At 64.6% G+C, this 17,976-nt stretch carries 15 protein-coding genes; 9 read left to right on the plus strand and 6 right to left on the minus strand.

What is annotated here, in order from left to right:
- Nucleotides 1-3 precede the first annotated feature (3 nt).
- Complete coding sequence (locus tag AAE021_RS17550; RefSeq protein WP_342023577.1) at nucleotides 4-2,871, minus strand: hypothetical protein; 2,868 nt, start codon at nucleotides 2,869-2,871, stop codon at nucleotides 4-6.
- Between the two features lie 330 nt (nucleotides 2,872-3,201).
- On the opposite strand from AAE021_RS17550, the gene AAE021_RS17555 reads away from it, so the two are divergent.
- The 3 genes from AAE021_RS17555 (at nucleotide 3,202) to AAE021_RS17560 (ending at nucleotide 5,894) form a co-directional block, all read left to right on the plus strand.
- The gene (locus AAE021_RS17555) at nucleotides 3,202-4,608 is read left to right on the plus strand and encodes an OFA family MFS transporter (RefSeq protein ID WP_342023578.1); all 1,407 of its coding nucleotides are present in this window, start codon (nucleotides 3,202-3,204) and stop codon (nucleotides 4,606-4,608) included.
- Nucleotides 4,605-4,718 (plus strand): MFS transporter small subunit, encoded by a 114-nt coding sequence (locus AAE021_RS18150; protein ID WP_425362417.1) that lies wholly within the window; start codon nucleotides 4,605-4,607, stop codon nucleotides 4,716-4,718. Before AAE021_RS17555 ends, AAE021_RS18150 begins: the two co-directional genes overlap by 4 nt.
- A gap of 141 nt (nucleotides 4,719-4,859) precedes the next feature.
- Complete coding sequence (locus AAE021_RS17560) at nucleotides 4,860-5,894, plus strand: NAD(P)-dependent alcohol dehydrogenase (RefSeq protein WP_342023579.1); 1,035 nt, start codon at nucleotides 4,860-4,862, stop codon at nucleotides 5,892-5,894.
- Nucleotides 5,895-5,906: 12 nt separating this feature from the next.
- On the opposite strand, the gene AAE021_RS17565 is transcribed toward AAE021_RS17560, so the two are convergent.
- The 4 genes from AAE021_RS17565 to AAE021_RS17580 form a co-directional block, all read right to left on the minus strand.
- Nucleotides 5,907-7,028, minus strand: a complete 1,122-nt coding sequence (locus tag AAE021_RS17565; RefSeq protein WP_342023580.1) for a phosphotransferase family protein — start codon at nucleotides 7,026-7,028, stop codon at nucleotides 5,907-5,909.
- Between the two features lie 3 nt (nucleotides 7,029-7,031).
- Nucleotides 7,032-8,291: an acyl-CoA dehydrogenase family protein gene (locus tag AAE021_RS17570; RefSeq protein ID WP_342023581.1), complete on the minus strand. Its 1,260-nt coding sequence runs from the start codon at nucleotides 8,289-8,291 to the stop codon at nucleotides 7,032-7,034.
- A gap of 19 nt (nucleotides 8,292-8,310) precedes the next feature.
- On the minus strand, nucleotides 8,311-9,093 hold the full coding sequence (locus tag AAE021_RS17575; RefSeq protein WP_342023582.1) for an SDR family oxidoreductase: 783 nt from the start codon (nucleotides 9,091-9,093) through the stop codon (nucleotides 8,311-8,313).
- Nucleotides 9,094-9,248: 155 nt separating this feature from the next.
- Entirely contained in the window at nucleotides 9,249-11,222 is a 1,974-nt protein-coding gene (locus AAE021_RS17580; RefSeq protein WP_342023583.1) for an acyl-CoA dehydrogenase family protein, read from the minus strand.
- Between the two features lie 248 nt (nucleotides 11,223-11,470).
- On the opposite strand from AAE021_RS17580, the gene AAE021_RS17585 reads away from it, so the two are divergent.
- The 6 genes from AAE021_RS17585 (at nucleotide 11,471) to AAE021_RS17610 (ending at nucleotide 16,521) form a co-directional block, all read left to right on the plus strand.
- Nucleotides 11,471-11,908, plus strand: a complete 438-nt coding sequence (locus AAE021_RS17585; RefSeq protein WP_342023584.1) for a MarR family transcriptional regulator — start codon at nucleotides 11,471-11,473, stop codon at nucleotides 11,906-11,908.
- 88 nt (nucleotides 11,909-11,996) lie between these two features.
- Entirely contained in the window at nucleotides 11,997-12,335 is a 339-nt protein-coding gene (locus tag AAE021_RS17590; protein ID WP_342023585.1) for a bifunctional 3-phenylpropionate/cinnamic acid dioxygenase ferredoxin subunit, read from the plus strand.
- A 165-nt stretch (nucleotides 12,336-12,500) separates the two neighbouring features.
- Complete coding sequence (locus AAE021_RS17595; protein WP_342023586.1) at nucleotides 12,501-13,550, plus strand: iron-siderophore ABC transporter substrate-binding protein; 1,050 nt, start codon at nucleotides 12,501-12,503, stop codon at nucleotides 13,548-13,550.
- A gap of 145 nt (nucleotides 13,551-13,695) precedes the next feature.
- Nucleotides 13,696-14,910 carry a mechanosensitive ion channel family protein gene (locus AAE021_RS17600; protein WP_342023587.1) on the plus strand — a complete coding sequence of 405 codons (1,215 nt, stop codon included), beginning with the start codon at nucleotides 13,696-13,698 and terminating at the stop codon, nucleotides 14,908-14,910.
- A gap of 114 nt (nucleotides 14,911-15,024) precedes the next feature.
- A complete protein-coding gene (locus tag AAE021_RS17605) occupies nucleotides 15,025-15,336 on the plus strand; it encodes a PRC-barrel domain-containing protein (protein WP_342023588.1) in 312 nt (103 codons plus the stop codon).
- A gap of 108 nt (nucleotides 15,337-15,444) precedes the next feature.
- Complete coding sequence (locus AAE021_RS17610) at nucleotides 15,445-16,521, plus strand: YihY/virulence factor BrkB family protein (protein ID WP_342023589.1); 1,077 nt, start codon at nucleotides 15,445-15,447, stop codon at nucleotides 16,519-16,521.
- A 64-nt stretch (nucleotides 16,522-16,585) separates the two neighbouring features.
- Here AAE021_RS17610 and AAE021_RS17615 read toward each other — a convergent pair whose 3' ends face one another.
- A complete protein-coding gene (locus AAE021_RS17615; protein ID WP_342023590.1) occupies nucleotides 16,586-17,917 on the minus strand; it encodes an APC family permease in 1,332 nt (443 codons plus the stop codon).
- Nucleotides 17,918-17,976 lie beyond the last annotated feature (59 nt).

The following is a 17,976-nucleotide window of genomic DNA, read 5'->3' on the forward strand; positions in this document are numbered from 1 at the left end:
TGGCTAGTGCTGCTGCCGACGGGAGCGCCCGCTGATCAGCATGACCAGGGGAACCATCAGCAGGAGCAGCGGAATCAGTAGTGCCAGGACCTTGGGAGAGGTGACAATCTCGCCGGGCGTCATGGCTGTGGTGCTGGCCCGCATGGTGTCGGCGCCCGCGGAGATTTCCCCGTTGCCGCCGTCGAGGGTCTCGGTGCCTTCGGCCAGCTTCTTATTGCCGTCGGCCAGTTCAGCCGCACCCTCCTTCAGATCGCTTGTCCCGGTGGTGAGCGTCTTGCCGCCGTCGTCGAGCTTTACGACGCCCTCGGCAAGGCTGCCACTGCCGGTGACCAACTTGCTGGTGCCGTCCGCCAGAGTGGTGGCGCCGGTCGCCAGCTGGTCATTTCCGTCAGCCAGCGTTGCTGCTCCGGCTTCCAGAGTGCCGAGGCCCGTGGAAAGAGTTTGGGCGCCGGTAGCCAGTTTTTCTGCACCGGTCACCAGGTCCGGAGTCTTGGCAGCCAGCTCTGAGGCGCCCGCATTTAGCTTGCCGGCGCCTTCCGCGATGGCGGTATTACCCGCAGCCAAGGTTCCCGCACCGGCACGCAGCGTTCCCAGACCGGTGGAGAGCTCTCCGGCTCCCGCCGAGAGGGACACGGCACCGTTGTTGAGCGTTCCCGCGCCGGTTGCCAGCTGTCCGGCACCAACCTCCAGTGCCTTGGTGCCCGTGGCCAGTTCAGCGGCTCCGGCGTTGAGCTGTCCGGCACCTTCGGCGATGGCCCCGTTGCCCTTGGCCAGATCCCCGGCGCCGGCACGCAGCGCCGTCAGGCCGGTTGACAGGTTTGAGGCGCCGGCGGAGAGATCCCCGGCTCCGGTGTTGAGCTGGCTTGCACCAGCGGCGATCTGATTGGCACCGGCCGTCAATGCCGGAGTTCCTGCGGCCAGAGCTGTGGCACCGGTGTTCAGTTCATCAGCACCGGCGGCGAGCAGTTCATTGCCGGCGGCCAGATCGCTGGAGCCGGCTTCCAAAGCACCGGTTCCGGTGGCCAGTTCGCCAATGCCCTTCTCCAGGCTGCCCGTTCCCTCCAGAACCTGCTGGGCTCCGCCCTGGAGGAGCAGTGCGCCGTCGGCAAGCGCTGCGGCACCCTTGGCTACTCCTGCCGCACCGTTACGCAGACCGGGTTCTTCAGCAGTTCCCTGGCCATCAAAACCGGCCTTGATCGTTTGAACTCCAACGTTGAGTGCTTCGGCTCCGGCGGCAACCTGCTGGCCGCCGTCCTGCACCGCGGCAAGCCCCAGGACTCCTGGGCCAACGGCTTCTGCACCGGCACGAACCCGCTCCAGTCCGTCCTTAAGCTGGGTGTTGTAGGCGTTGCTGAACTTGGTTCCCCCCTCGGCGACCTTAACCACGCCGTCCTTGGTGGCCTGCGCCTGAGCTGTGACTGCAGCCAGACGTTCAGCAAGCTGAGCCTCGGTCAGGGAGGGGGCATCCTGCTGCAGTTTCTGCAGTTGGGCCATCATGTTTTCGGCGGCCGCTGATGCGCCCGCCGCGCCGGCTGCCACCTCATCGGCACTGGTTGTCAGGACGGCTGCACCACCATTGACCAGAGGAATACCAGCGACGAGAGATGCTGCACCCGTTTGCAGTGCACTTCCGTTGGGTATCAAGAAATTGATGCCGTTGGAGAGGTTCCGTGCACCAGTGGCGAGTTCAGCTGAGCCGACGGCCGCTTTATCCACGCCATCGCCGAGCTCCTTGGCACCTGCATTGACGCGGTTGGCGCCGGCCACGAGGTCCGTGGTGCCCTGGACTGCAGCTCCGGTTCCCTCATGAAGGGCGGCGGCGCCGTCGCCAAGGTCTCCGGCACCCTTGGCCAGCTTGGAGACGCCGGCATTTACGCCGGCGGCACCTACGGCTACCTGTGCGGCACCCTCCTTGGCAGAGACCGCGCCGGTCTTCAGCTCGCCGGTTCCTGCGGCAATCTGCTGGGCACCGGCGTCAGCATTCTTGGCACCTGCTGCCAGCTCCGTGCTTCCGGTATTGAGCGCATCCGCACCCGCAGCAAGCGTGCCTGCCCCGGTGGAAATCTGCTCGGCGCCGTTTTTGGCATCCCCTGCTCCGGCCTCCAGTTTGCCGGCACCGGCTTTTGCATCATTGGCACCGGATCGCAGCACTCCGGCACCCGCGGCGAGCTGTCCGGCACCGGCGTTGGCGGCCTTCGAACCGTCCCGCAGCTTGAGGCCGCCGTTGTTCAGCTCCTTCGCTCCGCCGGCAATCTGATCTGCGCCGTTCCGAAGGGCCACGCCGCCGTCGTCAAGCTGTCCCGCACCGGCGTTCAGCGTCTTGGCGCCTTCAGCGGCGTTGAGGGCTCCCGTATTCAAGTCTCCGGAACCGACAGCAAGCAGGCTGGCACCGTCAGAGGCCCGCACAGCTCCGTCGCGGAGCTGGATTCCGCCGCTTGCAAGCTGACCGGCACCGGCGTTGGCCGTCCCCGCGCCGGTGGCAAGTTTGAGGGCACCCTCGGAGGCAGATACGGCGCCGGTCTGCAGTTTCAGGGCACCTTCGTCCAGGGAAACTGCACCGGCCTTCAGGGAAGTCGCTCCGGTCTTGGCGGAAGCGATGCCCTTGGCCAGGGTGTTGGCCCCGGTGTCCACCTTTTCGCTGCCGGCGGCAACCTTGTCCGCACCATCGCGGGCCTTGGCTGCGCCGTCCTTCAGGTCACCGGCACCGGTGGACGCCTTGGCGGCACCGTCGCTGAGCTGGGTGGCTCCGGCCGCAACACGGCTGGTGAACAGGACGAAGAAGGCGAGAAGGAGTATCAGGAATAAAGCTAATAGAGCTGTCAGGAGTGTATGCGGCCTGGAACTGGCCCGCCCGGACGGAGAACTCGTCATTGAAATTCCTTTTGTGGTCATATCCGGTCCCATGACCGGGTGGGCGCGAAGCGGCGCCGAAGGCTTCCGCTGTCAGTGCTGCCGGACCGAAAGCGCCTCTACTCTGATGACGAATTCCCCCGACAAAGTGTGATGTCTGTTACATCTAACCTACTGACCGGTAACAAGGCAAGGATTTTGGAAATTTAAGTTACCGAAGAGTAGGTTGTGGCCCGCGCCACATTTTGCTGGTCGTGCCGCGGCGTGTCAGGACCAAGCCTGCGGGCGTCATGGGGAATGCTGGCGGAAATGGCAGTTGCAGGCGCTTCACCATCGACAAGGGAGTTATGGATGAGCTGGCTCGACCGTGAAAACACCATTGCACCACCGGGATTTAACCGATGGCTGATTCCGCCGGCCGCGTTGGCGGTCCACCTCTGCATTGGACAGGCCTATGCGACAAGCGTGTACAAAAACGCACTGGTGGAACACTTCGACGCCAGCCTGACCCAGATTGGCGTCATCTTCTCGGTCGCCATCGTGATGCTGGGGCTGTCAGCCGCAGTGATGGGTACCTGGGTGGACCGGAACGGCCCGCGGAAGGCGATGTTTGTTTCCGCGGTGTTCTGGACCGGTGGTTTCCTGGTGGGGGCCGTCGGAATCTTCACCGACCAGCTGTGGCTCCTTTACCTGGGCTACGGAGTGATTGGCGGAATAGGTCTGGGTATCGGTTACATTTCCCCGGTTTCAACCCTGATCAAGTGGTTCCCTGACCGGCCCGGGTTGGCCACGGGAATGGCCATCATGGGCTTCGGCGGCGGCGCGCTGATCGCCAGCCCGCTGTCCTCGGCCCTGCTGAGCTTTTACGACCCTGAGTTTGGCACTCCGGGCGCCGACGCCGGAGAAGCGGTGGGCAAGCTCTTCCTCACCCTCGCCGCCGTGTATCTCGTGTATATGCTCTACGGGGCATGGACCATTAAAGTCCCTGCCGACGGCTGGCGGCCCGAAGGGTTCGACCCGTCGAAAGTCGCCAGCAAGGCACTGGTCACCACCAACAACGTATCCGCCGCAAACGCCATCAAGACCCGCCAATTCTGGCTGGTATGGATTGTCCTGTTCTGCAACGTCACGGCGGGGATCGGCATCCTGGAGCAGGCAGCCCCAATGATTCAGGACTTCTTCCGCCAGCCCGACGGCGTTTCCCTGGTCAGCGCTGCGGTGGCCGGAGGCTTCGTGGGACTGCTGTCGATCGGCAACATGGGTGGACGGTTTGTCTGGTCCGCGACCTCCGACGTGATCGGACGCAAACGCATTTACATGGTCTATCTGGGTGCGGGGGCGGTGCTCTATCTGATGCTCTCCCTGTTCGGCAGCACATCCACCATCCTGTACGTCCTGCTGGCCTTCGTGATCCTGTCCTTCTACGGTGGAGGATTTGCCACCGTCCCCGCCTATCTGCGGGACCTGTTTGGGACCTACCAGGTGGGCGCCATCCACGGCCGTCTGCTGACGGCCTGGTCCGCAGCGGGCATTGCCGGGCCGCTGATCGTGAACTCCTTCCTTGACGCCCAGGGCACCCCCGGCGAACTGGACGCGGGCGCATATCAGCCGGCGCTGCTGACGATGGTTGGGCTGCTGGTCATCGGTTTCCTGGCCAATCTGCTGGTACGCCCGGTGGACGCAAAACATCATGAGCCGCAGAGCACAGTCCCGGCCGCGGCGGCCGACGCAAGCGAGTTGGAGGATGAGCGCAAATGAAAAAGACCTCGAATGCCCGGGTCGTGCTGAGCTGGCTGCTGGTGGGAGTGCCCCTGGCGTACGGAGTGTTCCAGACCCTGACCCGCGCGTCTGCCCTGTTTGGCGGCTGACGGCGTTAACCCCGCCGCCGGGTCCGGTGGCGGGGTGAGGGGCTGTGTATTGAAGTGATGGGTGCAACGATTAAAGCGCCCGAATCCACCAGCCGCGACCGGCCGACCACGCGTCCGGGGCACGGAGATCAGGAGTTTCCCATGAAGGCTCTTCAATACCGCACCATTGGTTCCCCGCCCGAAGTAGTGGAGATAGAAACTCCCGAGCCCGGGCCCGGCCAGGTCCGCATCAAGGTGAGCGCCGCAGGCGTGTGCCATTCGGATGAGTTCATCATGAGCCTGCCGGATGACCAGTATGTGTACGGCCGGCCGCAAACGCTGGGACATGAGGGCGCCGGAGTGGTGGACAAGCTGGGCGACGGCGTGAAGTACCTGGAGCTGGGAACGTCCGTTGCGGTCTATGGTCCCTGGGGCTGCGGGCGCTGCTACGAGTGTTCCAAGGGCAGCGAGAACTACTGCACGAATGCCGCCAAATACGGCATTATGCCGCCTGGCCTGGGCGCCCCCGGAGCCATGGCCGAGTACATGATTGTGGACGACCCCAGGCACCTGGTTCCGCTGGGGGACCTTGATCCGGTGAAGAATGTATCCCTGACCGACGCCGGCCTGACCCCGTACCACGGGATTAAGGGGTCACTGGATAAGCTGCATGCCGGTGCCACCTGCGTGGTGATTGGCGTTGGCGGGCTGGGTCACGTTGCCGTCCAGCTCCTGCGGGCTATGACCCCGGCCACTGTGGTGGCGCTGGACATCAGCGAGGACAAGCTGAATCTGGCCTCGGACGTTGGCGCTCAGTACACCTTCCCGTCAGAATCCGGAACAGTGGATCTGGTGAGGGACCTGACCCACGGCGAGGGCGTGAACGCGGTCTTCGACTTCGTCGCCAACCAGGCCACGATGGATCTGGGCAAGGCCATGATCCGGACCCAGGGGGACCAGGTCCTGCTCGGTGTGGGCGCCGGCGTGCTTCCCGTCGGCTTCATGTCGGGAGCACTCGAAGCCACCATCCGCTCTCCGTACTGGGGGAGCAGGCCGGAACTGATCGAAGTTTTTGACCTGGCCCGCTCCAGCGGCATCAACGTGCACACCGAGGTGTATTCCCTGGACGATGCGCCCAAGGCCTACGAAAAGCTGAAGAACAACGAGATCATTGGCCGGGCGGTCATCGTGCCTTAATCCACGGCGGCCTTAGTCCACGGCGGCAGGGGACAGCCCGGCGAAAACACGCGCCTGCGCGAGCAGCTGCGGAACACCGGCCGCCATGGACGGGGCAAATTGTGTGTCGTTGGGCCGTTCTCCCTTGAGCCAGCGGGTGTAGATGGCCTCGCAGAAAATCGACGCCTTCCAAAGGGCCAGCGCCTGGTACCAGGGAAGGGCATCAAGCGATAGACCGGTTTGCGCCTGATAGCGCTTAATCACGTCGCCGCGCCGCAGATATCCCGGATTCCGGGTGACGGCGGTCAGTTCCAGGGGGCTGGGCGGGCTGCCCGGCTCGGCATAAGTTGCCGTGAGATAGCCCAGGTCCGCGAGCGGATCGCCGACGGCGGCCATTTCCCAGTCCAGGACGGCGGCCACCCGCGCGGGCGCGCTGCGGTGGAACATCAGGTTCCCCGGACGGTAGTCACCGTGCAGGACGGCGGCCTGCTGGCTGTCGGGAAGATTGTCAGCCAGCCACCCGCCGAGCAGGCCCACATCCGGAAGCGAGCGGGTGGTATTGATGTCCCACAGGGCGGAAAACCGCTCCACCTGGCGGCGCAGGTATCCGTCGGGGCGGCCGAAGGAGGCCAAATCGCCTTCCGCCACGTCCACGCTGTGCAGCTTCACCAGGGTGTCGACGACGGCGTTGCTGGTCGCCAGCCGCTGCTCCGCGGAGTCCAGGGCCGCCGGGATGGTGTTGGTGATGACGAGGCCGTCCAAATAGGACATGACATAGAACGGCACGCCGAGGATCGACTCGTCCCCGCAGACCGCCAGGATTTCCGGAACCGGAACACCGCGGCTTTTCAGGAGCTGCTGGATTCGTGCTTCCCGCACCATGTCGTGGGTGGACGGCGGCAGCGGAGGTCGGGGCCCGCGCCGAAGGACAAAGACATCACTGCCGCGCTGGATGCGGTAGGTGACGTTGGATTGCCCGTCCCCGATCTGGGCCCAGGACAGGGGGCCTGAGCCAAGGTTGTGCTCGTCCAGGAACGCGGTAACTGCGTCGAGAATGAGCAGGGGAGGCGAAGCCAGTTTGTCGGCCTCGGCCCGGGTTGCCACCACTTCGGTTCCATCCGGGACGGAAAGCAGCGATGCCGCGCCCGTTGCCATCTCCTACGCCTCCGCGGAGCTGTAGGAGGGCGTTCCGTCGACGCCTGCCTGGAAGGGTGCGCCTTGTTCGACCTCACGGCGCCGCGTGGCTGAAGCCCGCCGTGCAATGGCCCACTTATGCGTTTCATTCGAGCCGTCATAAATGCGGAACGCCCGCACTTCATTAAGGTAGGACGCCAGCGGCAGGCGGTCGGAGACGCCGTCGCCGCCGCACAGCTGAAGGGACCGGTCGATCACCCGGTACACGGCTTCGGAGGTATGTGTTTTCGCCACTGAGGACAGTGCGGAACCGGCTCTGGCATCGGTGTCCAGCAGCATGGCGGTTTTGGTGATGATGGCATCGGACGTTTCCAGGTCCAGCACGTTCAGCGCCAGCATGTCCTGGGCGATGCCCAATTCATGCATGGCGGAGCCGAAAATCTCCCTGGTGTTGGTCCGGTCCAGGGCAATGTCCATCGCCCGCCGGGCAAGCCCGAGCCAGCGCATGCAGTGCGTCAGCCGGGCCGGGCCCAGCCGGACCTGGGCGTAGCGGAATCCCTCGCCCGGCGCCCCCAGAACGGCATTGTCGGGTACAAAGACGTCCTCAAAGTGCAGGTGCGGATGGCCGCCGCCAATGGCGCGGTCCATGGTGGAGATCTGCTGGCCGATCCGGACCCCCGGCGTGTCCATATCCACCAGGAGCATGGTGGCGCCGGCGGGGGCAGCGCCTCCCGGCAACGAGCCGTCCAGTGCCGGCGTGCGGACCATCGCGATGCAGAAAGCGGCATTGTTGGCACCGCTGGTGAAACGCTTGTGGCCGTTGACAACCCAGCCGCCGTCCACCTTGACCGCCGAGGACTGCAGGGCGGCCGGGTCCGATCCGGCACCGGGATGGGGTTCAGTCATTCCGAAGCAGGACCGGGCTTCCCCGGAGACCAGCGGACGCAGATACTGCTCCTTTTGTGCCTGCGTTCCGATCAATTCCAACATGTGCATGTTGCCTTCATCCGGTGCCTGGCAATTCAGGACGGTCGGCCCAATCAACGAGTAACCGGCCTCCTGAAAGATCGGCGACCAGAATTTCAGCGGCAGCCCCTGGCCACCGTATTCCCTGGGGGCATGCGGGGCGTAGACCCCGGCGTCCTTGGCCGAGGCGCGCAGCCGGCCGAGGGTGTCCTCGTCCAGCCGTTCACCGGGTGAAGGCTCCGCGGGAATCACCACGGATCGGATAAAGTCCCGGGTGCGCAGACGCAGGTCCTCGACGTCGGAGGGCAGGGTATTCATGCGTGGTGTCCTTTGCTGCTCAGGCGTTGCCGCCGGCAGCCAGCAGGCCGCCGTCGAGGTTGAGGATTTGGCCGGTAATCCAGGCCGCGTCGTCGGACGCCAGGAAGGCCGCGGCGGCAGCCACATCTTCGGGCGTGCCAAGCCGGCCGAGGGGGTAGGCGGCGGCCACCTGCTCTTCCCGGCCTTCATACAGGGCGCGGGCAAACTGCGTCTTGACGACGGCGGGAGCGAGGGCATTGACCCGGATGGCCGGGCCCAGTTCAACCGCCAGGGAACGGGTGAGCTGCTCGATGGCGGCCTTGCTGACACCGTAAAAGCTTATTCCGGGGGATGGCGTCTGTGCGCTGACCGAAGACAAGTTAATGACGGACCCGCCGCGGCCGGCAAAATCGAGCTTTTCGTGATGATAGGCGTCCTGCACCCAGCCGAGCGTGCCGTAAAGATTCACCTCGATGATCTTCCGGGCGGCTTCGGCATCCAGATCCATCAGCGGACCGTACACCGGGTTGATGCCGGCGTTGTTGACCAGGATGTCCAACCGGCCAAAGACGCCCGCAACGGTGTCGAGCACTTCGGCCCGGTGCCCGGCGTCGTCGGATTTTCCGGCAACGGCCAGGACCGTGCCCTCGGGGAACGACGCCGCTGCCTCCTCCAAGGGGCCGGGCTTCCGCGCGGTGATGCAGACCCGGGCGCCCTCCGCCGCCATCCGACGGGCCACGGCAAGACCGATGCCGCGGCTGGCCCCGGTGACTATGGCGGTCTTGCCCTCCAGCCGGCGGGCACTGACGCTGTTTTCCTGCACCTTGACTCCCTTGTCAGAACCGACCCGCTACCAAGCAACCGCTTGGTATGCATGCTGCCTACGCTAAGTCTGGTGCAGGCCACATGATGTGTCAATGCTCACACTGAGCCACCGGATGGCGGCTGGCCCGGTGTGCGCAAAGCAGGATGCGGGGCTCAGCGGTACCGGCGGTGGAGGTTTTCCCCGGCGTCAGGACCATTGGCCCACTCCGAAATCCAGGGGCCGGTCCCTTCGGATTGATCCAGCACTCCCTCCTCCAGCCAGGTGTACCGCCCGGCCAGGACACCTTTCGCGAGCCGGCGGTCCTCGGCATCGGAATTGCGCCACAGGTCATCAAAGAGCGTGTCGGTCCGCACCCGGGACTGGGCGCAGAAGGCGGCGGCCAGTTCAAAGGCTGCCGCTCCCTCCACCGGATCCTTCCGACGCATTGTCTCAGCGCGCATGCAGACAGCAGACATGGCGAACAGCTCGGCTCCGATGTCCACGATCCGGCCCAGGAAAACCTGGTGGTGCTCCAGCCCCGCCTGCCACCGGGCCATCCCATAGAAGGTGGACCGGGCCAGGCGGCGGGAAGCGCGGTCGGCATACCGCAGGTAGCCGGCAAGCGGGCCGAACTCCGCATAGGACGTGGGCACCGAACCCCGACCGGCTGCCAGTGTGGGCAGCCACCGGCCGTAGAAACCGCTTGCCTTTACCGCGGCCCGGGCTTTCCTGTTGAGGGTTGCGTCCGCGACGGCCAAATCACCGGCGGCCTTGAGATGGGCGTCAACGGCCTCGCGGGCGATCAGCAGATGCATTATTTCGGTGCTGCCCTCAAAGACCCGGTTGATTCGCAGGTCCCGCAGCTGCTGCTCGGCGCCAACGGCCCGCTCTCCCCGGGCGGCCAGGGAATCGGCGGTCTCAAAGCCGCGGCCGCCGCGAATCTGCACCAGTTCATCGCCCACCCGGTAAGCCATCTCTGATGCCCACAGCTTTGCCAGTGCGGCTTCGATCCGGATGTCCTTGGTTCCGGCGTCGGCCATGCTGGCCGACAGCTCAAAAACGCTCTCCAGCGCGAAGGCGGTGCCGGCGATAAAGGCCACCTTCTTCGCCACGGCCTCGTGCTGGCCGATTGGCCGCCCCCACTGTTCCCGGGTCCCGGTCCAGCCGCGGGCAATCTTCACCGACCATTTGGCGGACGCCGCACACAGGGCCGGAATGGAGAGGCGGCCCGTGTTCAGGGTGGTCAACGCGATCTTCAGGCCCTGGCCCTCCCGGCCCAGGCGGTTGGCCGCGGGGACCCGGACTCCGCGGAGGCGGGTCACCCCGTTTTCGATGCCGCGCAGGCCCATGAAATTATTCCGGTTCTCCACCGTGATCCCCGGAGAATCCATTTCCACCACAAAGGCGCTGATCCCGCCTTTTTCGGAACCGTGCGGCGGCACTGCGGCCATGACCACCACCAGTTCGGCAATGACGCCGTTGGTTGTCCACAGCTTGACCCCGTCCAGCACATATTCGCTGCCATCCTCGGACAGCACCGCCGTTGCGCGCATGCGGGCCGGGTCGGACCCGACGTCGGGCTCTGTCAGCAGGAAGGCGGAAACGGCGCCCGTGGCGCAGCGCGGCAGGTACTCTTCTTTTTGCTCCGCCGTCCCGAAGACCTTAACCGGCTCCGGAACGCCGATGGACAGGTGGGCCGACACCAGTGCGCCAAGGCTGGGATGCACCGACCCCAGAAGCATCAGGCCACGGCCGTAGGCGAGCAGGGACAGGCCAAGTCCGGCGTACTGCCGGGGAATCTTCATGCCAAAGACGCCCAGCTCGGTCAGGCCCCGGAGGTAGCCATCCGGAATGACACCGGTCCGCTCGATCAGCCGGCCGTCCAGGGTGGCGCAGTATGCGGCGAGCCGGTCCAGGAAGTCCCGCTCCCGGATTGCCGCTTCCGGATCCACAGGCTGCGGCCGGATGAGGTCCAGGTTGTATTTGCCCATGTAGATGCCCTTGGCAAAGCTGGGGCGCCGGTCTTCGCTGATGCGGGAGGCCTCGGCCAATGCGCGGGCGTCCTGGGCGGTGACCACCCGCTCCTTGACCTCCCGGACGCCGTCGTCGCCGGCGCTTCGGGCATCCTGCAGATCCTTTGTGCTCATGGCGGTTCCCCTCATCCGGGCTGCACCAGGCAGCCTTCGTTGGCTGTGCCGCCCCAGCCTACGCCCGGAGGGGACAGCCAGAAAGGGTTCCCCGGTGCTGTGCCGAAATCGGCTAGGCGCACCGCCCAAACAAGACCTCAATTCTTGACAACTGCCCCCCTTGTAGCGTTGGAATGGTAAGCACACTGATTATTTCCGATGCTAGTGGGGACCCAGACAAGGGGCGATGGATACAGGGAAGCAGGCAGATGCAGAACGAGGGGGATTGGGAAGCCGTCCGGTTACTGTCAACGGCCGCGCGGTTGGTGCGCCGTGAAGTGGACAACCGGTTGCGGGAAGTTGGCCTGACGCAGGAGCGCGTCACGGTGCTGCGGGTGCTGATGGCGGACGGGCCGTTGAAACGTGCCGAGCTGGCGCGCCGGCTGAGGGTTACGGCACAGACGCTGGGAACCTCGCTGGTGACAATGGCGCGCCAGGGGCTGGTGGCTGAGCTGCCGCCGGGGACTGACGGGTCGGCCCGCCGGATGGTGGGGATCTCCGACCATGGCCGCCGGATGCTGCTGCAGGCCGACGACATAGAGCGCGCCGGGTTCAGCGCTGACATCCGGCCCGAACTCCGCCGGGAGCTGATAAGCCTGATCAGGGAGCTGGAAGTGCACCGGGCAGGCGCATCTGCGTCGTTGTAGCGCCGAGCGCACCCGCCCGCCGGCCGGGGTAACGTGATGAGTGGATCCAGTAGGAACATCACGGCCCCGGGCCGGAAGAGGGTAAAACATGAGTGAAGGCATTCGAGTTGCTGCCGCGGAAGACATTGATGAAGGAACCGCGTTGAAGGTTGACGCCGAGGTGGCGGGCACTGCGGATGACATAGCGGTGTTCCACAGCGACGATGGAAGCTTTTATGCCCTGAACGACACCTGCACGCACGAGGAGGCGTCGCTGTCGGAGGGGTGGATCGAGGACGGTGAGGTGGAATGTCCCATCCACTCAGCCAGGTTCTGCCTCCGGACCGGAGAAGCGCTGTGTCTTCCTGCCCTGGTGAACGCGAAAGCACACCGGGTTGAGGTGCGCAGTGGAGAGGTGTACCTCTACCCGGGCGAAACGCCCGATTAGTCCGGCGTGCGGGCCCGCCCCCGCGGCCCGCAATGGGCTGTGAGCGGTAATACGCAAGACTGATGTTGCGTAATAGGGGCAAGGGTAGGATACCCTTACTTTTGTCCGGCTTCCCGGACACTGGTCAGCGTTGAAACTTACCTTCCCTTCAGTCAAGGAGCCCCCATGGCCCTGTTTCGGATGCGCCGCGCTGCGGCCGTTGCCGCCGTCGCCGTTTTGTCCCTCTCCGCATGCTCAACCGGTTCCGCCGGAGGAGAGGCCGATGCAGGCACCGGCTCCTCCGCCGCAGCTGATGCATTTCCGGTCACCATCGAGCATGCATACGGCGAAACGACCATCGAATCCGCTCCCGAGCGCGTAGCGGCCGTCGCCTGGGCAAACGCGGAAACAGCCCTTGCCCTCGGCGTTGTCCCGGTGGGCATGCCCACCATCGAATACGGCGGCAATGAGCAGGGCACAACTCCGTGGATCGATGATGCACTCGAAGAACTCGGTGCACCGATCGGTTCTGAAGGCGCCCCGGTCCAGTACTCGGAGGCAGACGGCATTGCCTACGACGACGTCGCGGCCACCAATCCCGACGTCATCCTGGCTGCCTTCTCCGGCCTGACCCAGGAGGACTACGACAAGCTCTCCAAGATCGCGCCGGTCGTGGCCTACCCGGAAGCCCAGTGGGGCACATCGTGGCAGGACACCGCCGCACTGACCGGCAAAGCCCTGGGCCTGTCCGACAAGGCTGACGAGTTGATCGCCGAGACAGAACAGTCCATTCAGGATGCTGCCGCGGATCACCCCGAGCTTGAAGGGAAAAGCTTCATTTACGGAAACCTTGCCCCGGCCGGTTCCTCCATCTACACGGCCCTGGACAACCGTCCGAAATTCCTCACCGAACTGGGCATGGTCCAGGCACCGATCGTGGATGAGAACGCCCCGGATGGTGAGTTCTACTACTCCTGGGCCAACGAAAACGCCAACCAGCTGGACTCCGATGTCTTTGTGACCTGGGTGCAGGATGACGAAGCTGCGGCTGCCCTCAGTTCGGATCCCCTGCTGGGCCAGATCCCCGCGGTCAAGAACGGCGGCCTGGTTGCCGACTCCAACGCAGAGCGCATCTTCTCCGTCTCCGCCATCAATGTCTTGAGCATCCCGTACGCCCTGGACAACGTGGTGCCGATGATCGCCGAAGCAGCAGCGGCGGCCGACGCAGGCAAGTAAACGCCAAGCAAATAGGTTCCCCAAGGGAGCACCTCCGAAGATAGTCGGGGGTGCTTCCTTTTGCGTTCGGCTGTTGCCGTTCTCACGTTCGCCGGGCTGCCGCCAATTGGACACGACCCCCGGGGCAACTGACACGATCGGATGTATGCAAGATCTGCTCAGTATTGCCTCCGACCTCAAACCAGTGTTCGCCGTTCTGCTCGCTGTGGGAGCAGCCCTGCTGCTCGCGCGGATTTTCCAGGAGTCCCTCGCCAGGATCTTCCGCCGGGTTCCACGGATCCGGGAGGCGATAGCTCAGGGCCGTAATCCCCTGCGGCTGGTGCTGTCCCTCATCGGCATCCGGATAGGCCTCGGCGCCACCGCCGCCGGCGCAGAGTGGTTTGGTCCGGTCAGCTACGTCCTCACGCTGGGACTGATCGCTTCGCTGGCCTGGCTGGCCGTCGTCGTCCTGCTCATCGTCGAGGTGATGCTGCTCAGCAAATACTCGACCGACAGCAAGGACAACCGCCGGATGCGCCGGCTGAAAACGCAGATCATGCTGGGCCGCCGGGTGGGCGTGGCCGTTATTGTCACCATCGGCGTGGCATTCGTTCTGCTCACCATCCCCGAAGTACAGGCGCTTGGTGCCGGTATCCTCGCCTCCGCCGGTCTGATTTCCATCGTCGCCGGTCTTGCCGTGCAGAGCAGTCTTACCAATGTTTTTGCAGGGGTCCAGCTGGCCTTCACTGACGCCATCCGGGTTGACGACGTTGTGGTCGTGGAGACCCAGTGGGGAACGATCGAGGAAATCACCATGACCTATGTGGTGGTGCATCTGTGGGATGACAGGCGCCTGATCCTGCCGTCCACCTACTTCACCTCCACGCCGTTCGAGAACTGGACCCGGAAGCAGTCCGCGATCCTGGGCACCGTGGAACTGGACCTGGACTGGCGGGCTCCCGTGGGCGACCTGCGTGCGCACCTGAAGGAGACCCTCGCCGGAACCGAGCTGTGGGACGGACGCACCGGCGTGCTGCAGATTACCGACGCCGTCAACAGCCTGGTGCGTGTGCGCATCCTGGTCAGCGCGGAGGACAGCGGAGCGCTTTTTGACCTGCGTTGCCTGGTCCGTGAAGCGATGGTCACCTACCTGCAGGAATGGCACCCGGGAGCACTGCCGCGCCAGCGCTGGGAAGAAGTCCATGCCAAGGCCCCCGGGGTGCACAAGGCGCCCCGGTCCCGCGCCGGGGGAGATCCGGAAGACACCAGCACATCGCAGTTCTTCACCGGTTCGATCGAGGCCATTGACCGCCGTCATTCCTTTGCCGGCCCGGGCAAGCAGGTCTTCGAGGAGCGCGAAGAGAACTCCGTGGACGACTAGCGTATTCGTGGCCCAATCTTCTTCCGTCGGTTGACAGACGGGCATCCTTCTGGCTGGCTGGCAGCAGGGCACGGGGTGCCCATCCGACCGTCAACAGGGAACAGAGGAACAGACATGGCAGACGAATTTGTAATCCATGAACTGCAGGGCTCCAACGTATGGGCCAAGGACGGCGAGCGGCTGGGGCTGGTGGGCCAGGTGCACCTGGACCGGGCCACGGGCGAGCCGGAATGGATTACCGTTGCACTGGGCTTGTTTGAAACAAGGCAGCATTTTGTTCCGCTGGCGGGAGCGCGCCGGGATGAAGACGACATTTACGTCAACTTCAGCCGGGAGGCGGTCGATGACTCGCCTGTGGTGGATCCCGACGGCGCGCTCAGTCCCGCGGAAGAAACGCTGCTCACGGACTACTACAAGCAGTTCTGACCCCCGGCGGCCGGCAGGACGCCCGAATGGCCTAGTGAAGTCCTTTGGTAGTAAGCCCCCTTACCAATAGGATAAAAGTCTGCAATTCAACGCACCCAGGAGGCCGTCATGGCGCAGCAGGACAGCGGAGGGCGGGCCCAAACGGCACCGGATCCCGAACACGCGAGCAAGCCGGATAGCCCGGCCGAGGTTACAAAGCCCAGTTGGAAGTACATCCTGCGCAAGACGGTCCGGGAATTCAGCAAGGACCAGTGCACCGACCTCGCCGCAGCGCTGACCTACTACACGGTGCTGGCACTGTTCCCGGCCCTGCTGGCGCTGGTGTCCATACTCGGCCTGGTGGGACAGGCCGAAAGCACCACCAACACCATGCTCGACTTCCTGAAGGAATTCGCCCCGGCAAGCGCCGTGGGGGTCCTGGAAGGGCCCATCAAGCAGCTGACCACTTCCGGTGCCGCCGGATTTGCGCTGATTGTCGGTATTGCCGGTGCCCTGTGGTCAGCATCCGGCTATGTGAAGGCCTTCGGGCGGTCCATGAACCGCATCTATGAAGTGGATGAAGGGCGTCCGGCCTGGAAGCTGCTGCCCACCCAGCTGCTGGTCACCCTGATCCTGATCCTGCTGGTCGCGGCGCTGCTCATCATGCTGGTCATCAGCGGGCCGATCGCCGAAACCCTGGGCAACTTCATTGGCCTCGGGTCGGAGTCGCTCACCATTTGGAATATTGCCAAGTGGCCGGTGATGGTCCTGTTTGCGGTGCTGGTCATCGCCATCCTGTACTACGCCACCCCCAACGTGAAGCAGCCCAAGTTCCGCTGGATGAGCATGGGCGCGTTTATTGCGCTGGTGATTCTCGCCATCGCGACCCTTGGCTTCAGCTTCTACGTAGCCCGGTTCGGCAGCTACAACGCCACCTACGGCGCCATCGGTGGCGTGATCGTCCTGCTGCTGTGGCTGTGGCTGGCCAATCTGTCGCTGCTGTTCGGTGCCGAGTTTGACGCCGAGGTGGAGCGCGGGCGTGAACTCCAGGCCGGGATCCAGGCTGAGGAGACCGTGCAGCTGCCAGCGCGCGACACGCGCCAGACGGAAAAGCGCCAGGAGCAGGAAGAGGAAGACATCGAGCAGGGCCGCAAGCTGCGCCAGCAGCACGCCGGCAAGGATTACGACGACCACCTGCACGAATAGAAAGACCCCGTAACAGGAGCTGCCCCGGACCGCTTGGTCCGGGGCAGCGCTGTTTTAGCGGGAGTTACTTGCCCTGGGAACCCAGGTTCTTGCCCTTGGAGAGGAACCTGGCGCCGAACAGCAGAAGCCCCACGCCCATCAGGATGCCCGCGCGCAGCCACACCGTGGCGTCCTGCTGGGTCAGGAGCAGTACGCAGGAGGCGATGGCCAGGTACGGAAGAATAATCGGGGCTCTGAAGTGCTTTTCCTCCACCTTGTCCTTCCGCAGGACAATTACGGCAACGTTGGTGCTCAGGAAGACGAACAGCAGCAGCAGGACGACGGTTTCGGCCAGGGAGGCCAGTCCGCCGGTCATGGTCAGGATCATGGACACTGCGGTGGTGGCCACGATGGCCACCCATGGAGTCTGCCGGTTGGGCAGCACCTTGCCGAACACTCCCGGCAACAGGCCCTGCTCCGCCATGCCGAAGGTCAGCCGGGAGGACATGATCATGGTCAGCAGCGCACCGTTGGCCACCGCCACCAGGGCAATGAGGCTAAAAAGCCAGTCCGGAACACCAAAGCCGGTGGCGCTGACGACGTCGAGCAGCGGCCCGGAGGATCCGGCCAGGTCCTCGGTGGGCAGGGCAATGGACGCTGCCAGCCCAATCAGGATGTAGACAAGGCCGGCGGTGAGCATGGCCGCGAAAATGGCCCGGGGATAAACCCGGCGCACATCGCGGACCTCCTCGGCAATGTTGGCCGAGACCTCGAAGCCAACAAATGAATAGTAGGCAATGACGGATGCCGCGAGAACAGCGGTTGCCGGGTTCACATCAGCCGGGAACTGGGTGATCTGCTCCGGATAGCCCTCACCCTTGCCCAGCATGAGACCCACCAGGACGATCACCAGCACCAGTCCGGAAACCTCGATGACGGTCATGACCACGTTGCTGCGCACCGATTCGGAAATGCCGCGGGCATTGAGCAGTGCCACCAGCAGCAGGAAAACGATGGCTGCGGGGACCGGGGGGACATCCAGGAACGGGCTGAGGTAGTCGCCCGTGAAGGCCAGCGCCAGGCCGGCGGCGCTGGTGACGCCGGCAGCCAGCATGGCGAAACCGACAAGGAAGGAAACCGCCGGAACCTTGAAGGCCCGCTGGGCGAACACCGCGGCGCCGCCGGCCTTGGGGTATTTAGTGACAAGCTCGGCGTAGGAGGCAGCGGTCAGGAGCGCCAGGCCCAGGGCGACCACCAGCGGCACCCAGATGGCGCCGCCCACTTGGCCTGAAACTTCGCCGACGAGGGCGTATATTCCGGCGCCCAGGACGTCGCCGAGGATAAAGAGGTACAGCATGGGGCCCGTGATCCCCTGCTTGAGTTTTGAGGCAGTCGGTGCCTGCGTGCTGGTATCCATGTCGAAAAGTGTAGGGCAACTATAAGGGTGCTGACGATTTCCCAAATCTGCTGTACAAA

This window comes from Arthrobacter citreus (assembly GCF_038405225.1).
In the GTDB taxonomy this organism is placed as follows: domain Bacteria; phylum Actinomycetota; class Actinomycetes; order Actinomycetales; family Micrococcaceae; genus Arthrobacter_B; species Arthrobacter_B citreus_A.